Origin of the sequence: Pseudoxanthomonas sp. J35, from assembly GCF_000513995.1 — a bacterium.
Taxonomy (GTDB): domain Bacteria; phylum Pseudomonadota; class Gammaproteobacteria; order Xanthomonadales; family Xanthomonadaceae; genus Pseudoxanthomonas.
Genome location: NZ_AZVB01000009.1, coordinates 112,407 through 124,289 on the forward strand (window position 1 = coordinate 112,407; position 11,883 = coordinate 124,289).

The 11,883-nt window shown below is 72.4% G+C and carries 8 protein-coding genes and 1 pseudogene; 5 read left to right on the forward strand and 4 right to left on the reverse strand.

What is annotated here, in order from left to right; translation table 11 throughout:
- Positions 1-134 precede the first annotated feature (134 nt).
- From PSEJ35_RS0107495 to PSEJ35_RS0107505, 3 genes and pseudogenes are all read left to right on the forward strand, one after another.
- Positions 135-2,903 carry a DUF2339 domain-containing protein gene (locus tag PSEJ35_RS0107495; protein ID WP_198014168.1) on the forward strand — a complete coding sequence of 923 codons (2,769 nt, stop codon included), beginning with the start codon at positions 135-137 and terminating at the stop codon, positions 2,901-2,903.
- Positions 2,900-4,285, forward strand: a pseudogene (locus PSEJ35_RS15720) (DUF3999 domain-containing protein). The gene PSEJ35_RS0107495 and the pseudogene PSEJ35_RS15720 overlap by 4 nt, the downstream one beginning before the upstream one ends.
- Before the next feature lie 132 nt (positions 4,286-4,417).
- Positions 4,418-5,608 (forward strand): phosphoglycerate kinase, encoded by a 1,191-nt coding sequence (locus tag PSEJ35_RS0107505; RefSeq protein WP_028917247.1) that lies wholly within the window; start codon positions 4,418-4,420, stop codon positions 5,606-5,608.
- A 123-nt stretch (positions 5,609-5,731) separates the two neighbouring features.
- On the opposite strand, the gene rnk is transcribed toward PSEJ35_RS0107505, so the two are convergent.
- The 4 genes from rnk to ahpC form a co-directional block, all read right to left on the reverse strand.
- Positions 5,732-6,163: a nucleoside diphosphate kinase regulator gene (gene rnk / locus PSEJ35_RS0107510; RefSeq protein ID WP_024869464.1), complete on the reverse strand. Its 432-nt coding sequence runs from the start codon at positions 6,161-6,163 to the stop codon at positions 5,732-5,734.
- Positions 6,164-6,304: 141 nt separating this feature from the next.
- On the reverse strand, positions 6,305-7,273 hold the full coding sequence (gene oxyR / locus PSEJ35_RS0107515) for a DNA-binding transcriptional regulator OxyR (protein WP_028917248.1): 969 nt from the start codon (positions 7,271-7,273) through the stop codon (positions 6,305-6,307).
- A 62-nt stretch (positions 7,274-7,335) separates the two neighbouring features.
- Positions 7,336-8,934, reverse strand: coding sequence for an alkyl hydroperoxide reductase subunit F (ahpF, locus tag PSEJ35_RS0107520; protein WP_028917249.1), 1,599 nt, complete (start codon positions 8,932-8,934; stop codon positions 7,336-7,338).
- Positions 8,935-9,175: 241 nt separating this feature from the next.
- Entirely contained in the window at positions 9,176-9,739 is a 564-nt protein-coding gene (gene ahpC / locus PSEJ35_RS0107525; RefSeq protein ID WP_028917250.1) for an alkyl hydroperoxide reductase subunit C, read from the reverse strand.
- A gap of 181 nt (positions 9,740-9,920) precedes the next feature.
- Here ahpC and prmC point away from each other — a divergent pair, with 181 nt between their 5' ends.
- Entirely contained in the window at positions 9,921-10,775 is an 855-nt protein-coding gene (prmC, locus tag PSEJ35_RS0107530; RefSeq protein ID WP_156924759.1) for a peptide chain release factor N(5)-glutamine methyltransferase, read from the forward strand.
- Between the two features lie 126 nt (positions 10,776-10,901).
- Positions 10,902-11,843, forward strand: coding sequence for a prolyl aminopeptidase (pip, locus tag PSEJ35_RS0107535; protein ID WP_028917252.1), 942 nt, complete (start codon positions 10,902-10,904; stop codon positions 11,841-11,843).
- Positions 11,844-11,883 lie beyond the last annotated feature (40 nt).

Consider the following 11,883-nt stretch of genomic DNA (forward strand, 5'->3'; position numbering starts at 1 on the left):
AAGGGCGCCTTCGGGCGCCCTTTTCTTTCAACGGCCCGCTTACGGGAGCCGCGCCGGCTTGCGTTACCGTCGCGCATCGCCGACGCTGCCGGCGCCGCGCGATCGCCGATACCGACGGGGGACGGATGGACGGACTGGTGGGGTTCCTGGTGCTCCTGGGCCTGGCATTGCTTGCCGCGCCCGTGCTGCTGGTGGTCGTGCTGGTCTCGCTGTCCTCGCTGAAGGCGCGGGTGGCCGGACTGGAGCGTGAACTTGCTGGGATGCGCGCGGCGGGCGGCGCCCGGACGCCGGAGTCCGCCGCCGCGGCGGCGCGCACCCCGGCGCCGCCACCGGCCGCGGCGTCCGGCGAGGCGCCGACGCTGGCCGAGCTGATGCGTCACCAGGCGGGTGCGGCACAGCCCGCGCCGGCTCCCACGCCGGGCGCAGCGGCCGCGGAGCCTGCGCCCGCGCCCGCGGCCGGCGCGCGCGCCGCCGGGCCGGCTGCCGGAGCGGACGCCGCCGCGGCAGCGCCGCCGCCGTTGCCGCCCACGGCGCCGCCGCGCCCGGCCACGCCCCGCGCCGCGCCGCCGGCGCCCGCGGAAAACCCGGTCCTGCGCGCGGTGCGGCGCTGGTTCACGGTGGGCAACGTGCCGGTGAAGATCGGCATGCTGGTGCTGCTGGCCGGCGTGGCCGCGCTGCTGAAGTACGCCAGCGACCGTGGCCTGTTCACCCTGCCGCTGGAGCTGCGCCTGGCCGCCGTGGCCGCCGCCGCGCTGGCGGCGCTGGGCTTCGCCTGGCGGCGGCGCGAAAGCAACCGCGTGTTCGCGCTGAGCCTGCAGGGCGGCGCCATCGGCGTGCTGCTGCTGACCGTGTACGCGGCCGCGCGGCTGTACGAGCTGCTGCCGCCAGCCGCCGCGTTCGCGCTGAGCGTGCTGCTGGTGGCCGGCATGGGGCTGCTGGCGGTGCTGCAGGACGCGAAGGCGCTGGCGGTGTTCGCGCTGCTGGCCGGCTTCCTCGCGCCGGTGTGGCTGTCCACCGGCGGCGGCAGCCACGTCGCGCTGTTCTCCTACTACGCGCTGCTCAACACGGCGATCGTGGCGATCGCCTGGTTCCGCTCGTGGCGCATCCTCAACCTGCTCGGCTTCGCCTTCACTTTCGGCATCGGCGCAGTGTGGGCGGCGGATCGCTACCACCCGGAGCTGTACGCCAGCACGCAGCCGTTCCTGGTGCTGTTCTTCCTGTTCTACCTGGCGGTGCCGGTGCTGTTCGCGCGGCGCCAGCCGGAAGGCCGCCGCGACCTGCTCGACGGCTGCCTGGTGTTCGGCACGCCGCTGGTGGCCTTCGCCATGCAGGCGGGGTTGCTGGACAGCATCCAGCCGGACGGCAGCCGCATGCCGCTGGCGCTGTGCGCGCTCGGCCTGGGCCTGCTCTACGCCGGCCTGGCGTGGGCGCTGCTGCGGCGTGGCGGCTACGCGGTGCTGGGCCAGTCGCACGCGATCCTCGCGGTGGGCTTCGCCACCCTGGCGGTGCCGCTGGCGCTGTCGGCGCGCGCCACCGCCAGCGTGTTCGCGCTGGAAGGCGCCGGCCTGGTGTGGCTGGGCCTGCGCCAGGGACGCGTGCTGCCGCAGTTCTCCGGCGCGGCGCTGCAGTTGCTGGCCGCCGGCGCGCTGGCGATCGGCGTGGCCGACCATGCCGGAGAAGACCTGCGCTTCCTTGCCAATCCCACCGCGATGGGCGCGCTGCTGATTGCCCTGGCCGGCTTCGCCAGCGCGCATGCCATGCGCGCGGCGGGCGAGACCGGGTACGCGCGGCTGTTCTACCTGTGGGGCCTGGCCTGGTGGTGCGGCAACGGCGTGCACGAGGTCGACCGTTTCGTGGCCCCGGACAGCCGCGGCGACGCGCTGCTGGCGTTCGCCGGACTCACTGCCTGGCTGGCGGCCGAAGCCTGGCGCCTGCGCCCGGCGCGCCTGCTGGCCTGGACCGTTGCCGCGGCGTTCGTGGCGATGCCGCTGCTGGCGCTGTGGCAGGACACGGACCACGTCCATCCTTTCGGCGGCAGCTGGGGTGCGGCGGCGTGGCTGGCGACGACGCTGCTGGCGCTGCGCGCGCTGTGGTGCCTGCGCGAGGAGGCCGGCGCGGCGGATGTCGCCCGCTTCGCCTGGTGGATGCTGTGGCCGCTCGCGCTGTCGCTGTGGCTGGACAGCGTCGCGGTCGGCGCCGGGCTGGCCCAGGGCTGGGCGCAGGCGACGTGCGCGCTGCCGTGGCTGGCGCTCCTGGCCGTGGCGCTGTGGCGCTGGGGCTGGCTGGCGTTCCCGCGCGAGGCGGAGGCCGGTGACGGGCTGCACGTGGTAGTGCTGGGCGCGGCCGTGGCCGTGGTCGCGGTGGGCTGGCTGCAGGCACTGGTCCTGCCGATGCCGTCCGCGCCGCTGCCGTGGCTGCCGCTGCTCAACCCGGCCGAGCTGGCGCAGCTGGTCGCGCTGGGCCTGGTGGGCGCCTGGCTGTGGTCGGAACATGCGCCGGCCGGCCTGGCCCGCTGGCGCAGCGGGATCCTTGCCCTGGGCGGCTTCCTGCTGGCCAGCGCCAGCACGCTGCGCACGGTGCACCACTGGGGTGGCCACCCCTGGGTCGAGGGCCTGCTGTCGACCAGCCTGGCGCAGACCAGCCTCACCGTGGTCTGGAGCGTGCTCGGGGTGATCGGCTGGATCGCCGGTTCGCGCCGCGGCCGGCGCGGCCTGTGGCTGGCCGGTGCGTTGCTGATGGGCGTGGTCCTGGCCAAGCTGCTGCTGGTCGACCGCCAGCACCTGGGCGGGATGCTGGGCATCGTCTCGTTCATCGCCTACGGCGTGCTGTGCACTATCGTCGGTTACCTGGCGCCGGCCCCGCCGCGCCCCGCGCAGGCTGCAGAGGGAGAAGCGAACGCATGACCGCAACCAGGGCCATCGCACGGGGCGCGCTCGCGCTGTTCGCGCTGCTGCCGCTGCTCGCCGCCGCCGGTGAGCGCGGGCAGTACGCACGGCAATGGCCGCTGGCGCTGGGCCAGGAGGAAAGCGGCGCCTACCGCGTGGTGCTGGACGAGGCGGTCTACCGCAGCACCATCGACCCGGCGCTGGGCGACCTGGAGGTGTTCAACGCCGCCGGCCGGCCGCTGCCGGCCGCGCTGCTGTCGCCGGAACAGCCGCTGGCGCAGGCGCCGCGCACGCTGGTCCTGCCGTGGTTCCCGCTGCCGGCGCAGGACCCCGCCGTCGGCGGCGGCGACCTGCGCCTGGTGGCCGAACGCGACGGCGAGGGCGGCATCGTCCGCATCGAGGCCGGGGTGGTCGCGCGCGACGGCGAAGCGCATGCGCCCGGGCAGTGGCTGGTCGATGCCAGCCGCCTGCGCGAACCGGTGCGCGCGCTGCTGCTGGAATGGGAACAGCCACAACAGTCGCTGCAGGCGCGCTACCGCGTCGAAGGCAGCAACGACCTGCGCCAGTGGCGCACGCTCAACGGCGGCACCACCCTGCTGGACCTGGAACGCGGCGGCGAACGCCTGCGCCAGGGCCGCATCACCCTGGACCGCCAGGCGCGCTACCTGCGCCTGCTGCCGGTGGGCCCGGGACCGGTGCCGGTGCTGACCGGGGTGGTCGCCGAGCTGTCCCCGCCGCCGCCGGAGACCCGCTAGGAATGGCTGGAGATCCGCGGCAAACGGCGCAGCGAAGGCGGCCAGGAGCACTTCGATTTCGTCCTGCCCGGGCGCTTCCCGATGGAGCGTGCCGACGTGCGCCTGCCGGGCAACAACGCCGTGCAGTGGAGCCTGTACAGCCGCGAGCGCGACGACGGTTCGTGGCTGTGGCGCGCCGGGCCGTGGATGGCGTTCCAGGTCGGCGGCGCGGAAGGCGCCAGCCAGTCCGAGCCGAAGCCGCTGCCGCGGGCGGTGCGCGACCGCCACTGGCGGCTGTCGCCGGGCACGCCGGTCGGCGATGCCGAGCCGGTGCTGCGCCTGGGCTACCGGCCCGAGGTGCTGGTGTTCCTGGCGCAGGGCGAGCCGCCGTTCGCGGTGGCCGCCGGCAGCGCGAACGCACGACGCACCGAGGCCCCGATCCCCGGCCTGCTCGAGGCGCTGCGCAGGCAGCGCGGCGCCGGCTGGCAGCCCGCGCCGGCCTACCTGGCCGAGACCCCGGAGGAACTGGCTGGCGACAGCGCGCTGCGCCGGCAGCGGCAGGTCGACTGGAAATCGCTGCTGCTGTGGGGCCTGCTGGTCGCCGGCGCGGTGCTGGTGGCCACGCTCGGCCTGAGCCTGCTGCGCCGCCCGCCCGCCCAGGGCTGAGCCGGTTTGCGCATCGCGGCGCGGGGGCGGGACAATGCCGCTCCCCGGCGCGCCTGCTGCCGCCGTTCGTGGCCGCGTTGCAGCGGCCGCGCCGCCACCCCGAACACTCCCCACCCAGCGAGAGCCCGAACGATGACGATCCTGCGGATGACCGACCTCGACCTTGCCGGCAAGCGCGTGCTGATCCGGCAGGACCTCAACGTGCCGATCGAACACGTTGACGGACAGCCGGGCCGCATCACCTCCGAGCAGCGCATCACCGCCTCGGTGCCGACCCTGAAGCTGGCCCTGGAGAAGGGCGCGGCGGTGATGGTCACCTCGCACCTGGGTCGCCCGAAGGAAGGCCAGTGGAGCGAGGCCGACTCGCTGGCGCCGGTGGCCGCGCGCCTGTCCGAGCTGCTGGGCGTCGAGGTGCCGCTGGTGAAGGACTGGGTCGACGGCGTCGACGTCAAGCCGGGCCAGATCGTGCTGCTGGAGAACTGCCGCATGAACGTCGGCGAGGGCAAGGACGACGAGGCGCTGGCGAGGAAGTACGCCGCGCTGTGCGACGTGTTCGTGATGGACGCCTTCGGCACCGCGCACCGCGCCCAGGCCTCGACCCACGGCGTGATCCGTTTCGCCCCGGTCGCTGCCGGCGGCCCGCTGCTGATGGCCGAACTGGACGCGCTGGACAAGGCGCTGGCCAAGCCGGCGCGCCCGCTGCTGGCCATCGTCGCCGGCAGCAAGGTCTCGACCAAGCTGGAACTGCTCAGCAACCTGGTCGGCAAGGTCGACCAGCTGATCGTCGGCGGCGGCATCGCCAACACCTTCATCGCCGCGGCCGGTTATCCGGTGGGCAAGTCGCTGTACGAGGCCGACCTGATCGAGACCGCGAAGAAGATCGACGCCGACGCCAGGGCGCGCGGCGTGCAGATCCCGCTGCCGGTCGACGTGGTGGTGGCGCCGGCGTTCGCCGCCGACGCCCCGGCCACGGTCAAGCCGGTCGACCAGGTGGGCGCCGACGACATGATCCTCGACATCGGCCCGCAGACCGCGGCGCAGTACGCAGGACTGATCAAGGCCGCCGGCACCGTGGTGTGGAACGGCCCGGTCGGCGTGTTCGAGTTCGACGCCTTCGGCAAGGGCACCGAGACCCTGGCCCGTGCCATCGCCGAATCGAAGGCGTTCTCGATCGCCGGCGGCGGCGACACCCTGGCCGCGGTCGACAAGTACGGCATTGCCGACGACGTCAGCTACATCTCCACCGGCGGCGGCGCCTTCCTCGAGTTCCTCGAGGGCAAGACCCTGCCGGCGGTGGCGGCGCTGGACGCACGCGGCGCGTAAGACGGCGCGACCGGGCCCGCCACCGGGTCCGGTCGTCAGCGCAGGCAATGGAAGCGGGGCCGTGCCCCGGGCGGGAGGCCCGCCGCGCTGGGCGATACGCGCCGGCGGCGGGCCGACCGCGGCTCAGCGATGGAAGTCGCCGGCCGCCTCGGGCTGGTAGCGCACCGACTTCACGCGCAGCTTCAGGCGACGGCCGCCCGGTGCGTCCCAGTCGATCTGCTGGCCGACCGACAGGCCGAGCAGGGCGCTGCCGACCGGCGCCAGCACCGACACCCGGCCGCGTTCGACGTCGGCCTCGTTCGGGTACACCAGGGTCAGCATGTGGGTCTCGCCGCTGGCCATGTCCTCGCATTCGACCTGCGAATGCATGGTGACCACGTCGGCGGGGATCTGTTCCGGCGGCAGCACTTCCGCGCGGTTGAGCTCGTCCATCAGCGCGATCGCGGCCGGATGGCGGCTCAGCACCGGGGAATCGAGCAGGGCCTCGAGCCGCGCCAGGTCGCGACTGGAAATGATCAGGGAAGGCGGCAGGCCGCTGGCGGGAACGTTGGTCATGGATACTCCTCGTTGCAATGCGCGGCAGGCGCGCACGTATGAAGAAAAGGCGGCGCGTTTCCGCACCGCCCGGGGTCATCTGGTTGTCGGGCTAAGCTAGCCCGGAAGCGGCGCGGATTCAACCGCGCGCGCGGGCCGCATTCAGGCCCAGTCGCTACGCGGCGGGGGCGCCGCCGGAACCACGCTGCGCGGCGTCGGGGGCTCCTCCACCGGCGACAGCAGGCCCGGCGGCAGGTCGCGGAACACCTGCGCCAGCCGCTCCAGGAAGCCGGCCATCGCCGAGCTGCGGCGCCAGGCCATCGCGATGCTGCGGCTGGGGTGGGAGTCGGAGAAGCTCAGCAGGTGGATGTTGTCCGAACGCGCCACCGGCGGCTTCACCGCCAGGGTCGGCAGCAGGGTCACGCCGACGTTGGCGGCGACCATCTGCCGCAGCGTCTCCAGGCTGGTGGCGCGGAATTCGGTCTTCTCCAGCGCGCCGGACAGCCTGCACACGTCCAGCGCCTGTTCGCGCAGGCAGTGGCCATCCTCGAGCAGCAGCAGGCGCTGTTCGCCCAGCTCGTCGAGGGTCAGGGTCCGGCGCTTCGACAGCGGGTGGGTTTCCGGCACCGCGAGCACGAAGGGTTCTTCGAACAGGAATTCGGTGTGCAGCTGTTCGTCGTGCACCGGCAGGGCCAGGATCGCCGCGTCCAGCTTGCCCTCGCGCAGGCGCGCGAACAGCTCGTCGCTCTTCTCCTCGACCAGCAGCAGCTCCAGCTGCGGGAAGCGCGCGCGCACGCGCGGCACCACGTGCGGCAGCAGGTACGGCGCCAGCGTCGGGAAGATGCCCAGGCGCACCGCACCGGCCTCGGGATCCTGGCTGCGGCGCGCGGCCTCCTTCATCTGCTCGACCTCGGCCACGATCCGGCGCGCGCGCTCGGCGGCCTCGCGGCCGGCTGGGGTCAGCATCACCTTGCGCGGGGCACGCTCCACCAGCGGCACGCCCAGTTCGTCTTCCAGTTTGCGGATCTGGGTGGAGAGGGTGGGCTGGCTGACGTAGCAGGCCGCGGCGGCCCGGCCGAAGTGCTTGTGGTCGGCCAGGGCCACCAGGTATTTGAGGTCGCGCAGGTTCATTGCAGCATCCCTCCCGTTTCCGGACTGTAGCACCGGGCGGGCGCGGGGCCCGCCGCGGTGCGTCAGATCGCCGTTTCGACCTCGACCGGCACCGTTTCCCTGGGCGCCGAGGTGCGGACCAGGTGGTCGAACGCCGCCAGCGAAGCCTTGGCGCCTTCGCCCATGGCGATGACGATCTGCTTGTACGGCACGGTGGTGCAGTCGCCGGCGGCGAACACGCCCGGCACCGAGGTCTGGCCGCGCTCGTCGACCACGATCTCGCCGCGCGGACTCAGTTCCACCGTGCCCTTGAGCCATTCGGTATTGGGCAGCAGGCCGATCTGCACGAACACGCCTTCCAGGTCGACCCGGTGGCTGTCGCCGCCGACGCGGTCCTTGTAGACCAGGCCCACGACCTTCTGCCCGTCACCCAGCACCTCGGTGGTCTGCGCGCTGGTGATGATGGTGACGTTGGGCAGGCTGCGCAGCTTGCGCTGCAGGACCTCGTCGGCGCGCAGCTTCGAATCGAACTCGACCAGGGTGACGTGGGAAACAATGCCGGCCAGGTCGATCGCCGCCTCCACGCCGGAGTTGCCGCCGCCGATCACCGCCACGCGCTTGCCCTTGAACAGCGGGCCGTCGCAGTGCGGGCAGTAGGCCACGCCCTTGTTGCGGTACTCGTCCTCGCCGGGCACGTTCATCTGCCGCCAGCGCGCGCCGGTGGACAGGATCACGGTCTTGGACTTCAGCGAGGCGCCGTTGGCCAGCTTCACTTCGACCAGGCCGTCGGCGCCGGCCGGGACCAGGGCCTGCGCGCGCTGCAGGTTCATCACGTCGACCTCGTACTCACGCACGTGCTGCTCCAGCGCCGCGGCCAGCTTCGGGCCTTCGGTGTGCGGCACCGAGATGAAGTTCTCGATCGCCATGGTGTCCAGCACCTGGCCGCCGAAGCGCTCGGCCGCCACGCCGGTGCGGATGCCCTTGCGCGCGGCGTAGATCGCCGCCGCAGCGCCGGCCGGGCCGCCGCCGACCACCAGCACGTCGAACGCGGCCTTCTGCGCGATCTTCGCCGCCTCGCGCGCTTCGGCGCCGGTGTCGAGCCTGGCGACGATCTCCTCCAGGCCCATGCGGCCGTAGGCGAACAGCTCGCCGTTGAGGAACACCGCCGGCACCGACATCACCTGGCGCGACTCGACCTCGTCCTGGAACAGGGCGCCGTCGATGGCCACGTGCCTGATGTTGGGGTTGAGCACCGCCATCAGGTTCAGCGCCTGGACCACGTCCGGGCAGTTCTGGCAGGACAGCGAGAAATAGGTTTCGAAGCGGAACTCGCCTTGCAGCGACTTCACCTGCTCGATGACGTCGGCCGCGGCCTTGGACGGGTGTCCACCCACCTGCAGCAGCGCCAGCACCAGCGAGGTGAACTCGTGGCCCATCGGCAGGCCGGCGAAGCGCAGGCTGATGTCCTGGCCGGGGCTGGTGATGGCGAAGGACGGCTTGCGCTCGGCGTCGTGGCGGCGCACCTCCAGGCTCACCTGCGGCGACAGGCCTTCGATGTCGTTGAGCAGCTCCAGCATCCCGGCCGAGGCATCGCTGTCGTCGAGCGAGGCGACCAGGTGGACCGGACGGGTCAGGCGCTCCAGGTAGGCCTGCAGTTGGGTCTTGAGGGCTTCATCCAACATCGATCGACTCCGAAGGGAGAAAAAGGGGGCAGGGCGGGCGTCGGGCAAACGCTCCGCGGGGCGGACCTGCGTTGCAGGCCACCGGGAATGCGGGGAAGTGGACCGGAACCCACGCCGGCCTGCGTGGCGCGCCGCGCGGCAGCGGTGGCTGCGTGGGAGCGAGGGCTCCGGTCCACTCCCTCGTCGATGTACCGACGAAGGAGGGATGCCGCTCCCGGCAGGCGGGAGCGGCGGGTACCGCTTAGATCTTGCCGACCAGGTCCAGCGACGGCGCGATGGTCTTGGCGCCTTCCTTCCACTTGGCCGGGCAGACCTGGCCCGGGTTGGCGGCGACGAACTGGGCAGCCTTCAGCTTGCGCAGGGTCTCCGAGACGTCGCGGGCGATCGCGTTGTCGTGGATTTCCAGGGTCTTGATCACGCCTTCCGGGTTGATGATGAAGGTGCCGCGCAGGGCCAGGCCTTCTTCCTCGATGTGCACGCCGAAGGCGCGGGTCAGCTGGTGGGTCGGGTCGCCGACCAGCGGGAACTGGGCCTTGCCCACCGCCGGGGAGGTCTCGTGCCACACCTTGTGCGAGAAGTGGGTGTCGGTGGTCACGACGTAGACCTCGGCGCCGGCCTTCTGGAACTCGGCATAGTGCTCGGCGGCGTCCTCGACCTCGGTCGGGCAGTTGAAGGTGAAGGCGGCCGGCATGAAGATCAGGACCGACCACTTGCCCTTCAGGCTGGCGTCGGTGACTTCGATGAACTCGCCATTCTGGAAGGCGGTGGCCTTGAACGGCTTGACCGTGGTGTTGATCAGGGACATTCGATGGTTCCTCTGAGGGGTGGGTGAAACTTGGTGATCGCCATCCTAGGGTGGTTCGATAGGTATAGCAAATCGATTAAAAGGATTAGATAGATAGACTGTGTCTATCGGAAGCCTATAAGCCGTCTTTGCTGCGCCGCGAAAGCTTGGCTTCCGGACGCCGCTCGTCCATCGTCCCCGCATGGAATCCGCCCCCCTGAACCCGCCCGACCCCGTCCGCCTGGACGCCCTGCTGCGCGAGGCCGCCGCCCGCATCGGCCGCGAGGACGCCGAGCCGCTGCTGGTCCACGCCCTGGGCGTGGACCGGGCCTGGCTGTTCGCCCACGCCAGCGACCCGGTGCCGGCGGACGAGGCGGTCCGCTATCGCGCCCTGGTCGAGCGCCGGGCCGCCGGCGAGCCGGTGGCCTACCTGACCGGCCGGCGCGGCTTCTGGACCCTGGACCTGGAAGTCACCCCGGACACCCTGATCCCGCGCCCGGAGACCGAGTTGCTGGTCGAGCTGGCCCTGGCCCGGATCGGCCCCAAGCAGCCGGCGCGGATCGCCGACCTGGGCACCGGCAGCGGCGCGATCGCCCTGGCCCTGGCCCGCGAACGGCCGGCGGCCGTGGTGGTCGCCACCGACATCGACAAGGCGACCCTGGCCGTGGCCGTGCGCAACGCCCGCGCCCATGCGCTGGACAACGTCTGGTTCCGCCGCGGCGACTGGGAGGAGGCGCTGGGCCGCGACCGCTTCGACCTTGTCGCCAGCAACCCGCCGTATATCGCCGAGGGCGATGCCCACCTGTCCCAGGGCGACCTCCGCCACGAGCCGCCACGCGCGCTGTCTTCCGGCCCGGACGGCCTGGATGCGATCCGCACCATCGTCGCTGCGGCGCCGCGGCACCTGGTGCCCGGCGGCTGGCTGCTGCTCGAGCACGGGCTCGACCAGGGCGCGGCGGTGCGCGCCCTGCTGGAGCAGGCCGGGTTCGTGGATGTGGAGACCGCGCGCGACCTGGAGCAGCGCGACCGCGTCACCCTGGGGCGCCTGCCCGGCTAGCGCCTGTTCCGCCGGTGGCCGTGGGGCGCCATCGCGTCACCCGGCGCCGGCGCGATGGCCGCACCGCGCCGCGAACCGTCCGCGCGCGGTCGATACAATGCGGGTTTTCCGTCGCAGGATCCGTGCATGCGCACCCTCTATCCCGAGATCGAACCGTTCCAGTCCGGCACCCTCAAGGTCGACGGCCGCCACGAGCTGTACTACGAACAGTGCGGCAATCCCGAGGGCAAGCCGGTGGTGCTGCTGCACGGCGGTCCCGGCGGCGGTTGCAGCCCGAAGATGCGCCGCTTCCACGACCCGGCGAAGTACCGCATCGTGCTGTTCGACCAGCGCGGCGCCGGCCGCTCGACCCCGCACGCGGACCTGGTCGACAACACCACCTGGGACCTGGTCGCCGACATCGAGAAGCTGCGCGAGCTGCTGGGCATCGAGCGCTGGCAGGTGTTCGGCGGCAGCTGGGGCTCGACCCTGGCGCTGGCCTACGCCGAGACCCATCCGCAGCGGGTCACCGAGCTGGTCCTGCGCGGCATCTTCATGCTGCGCCGCTGGGAGCTGGAGTGGTTTTACCAGGAAGGCGCCAACCGCCTGTTCCCGGACGCGTGGGAGCACTACATCGCCGCGATCCCGCCGGTGGAGCGCCACGACCTGATCTCGGCCTTCCACCGCCGCCTGACCAGCGAGGACGAGGCCACCCGCCTGGCCGCCGCGAAGGCGTGGAGCGTGTGGGAAGGCGCCACCAGCTTCCTGCACGTGGACGAGGACTTCGTCAGCAGTCACCAGGACCCGCAGTTCGCCCTGGCCTTCGCCCGCATCGAGAACCACTACTTCGTCAACGGCGGCTTCTTCGAGGTCGAGGACCAGCTGCTGCGCGACGCGCACCGCATCGCCGGCATCCCCGGCGTGATCGTGCACGGCCGCTACGACGTGGTCTGCCCGCTGCAGAACGCCTGGGAGCTGCACAAGGCCTGGCCGAAGGCGAAGCTGGAGATCACCCCGGCCTCGGGGCATTCGGCGTTCGAGCCGGAAAACGTCGACGCGCTGGTGCGCGCGACCGACGCGTTCGCCTGACGGAGGCCCGTCGAACACTTGCGGGCCGGGTGATGCCGGT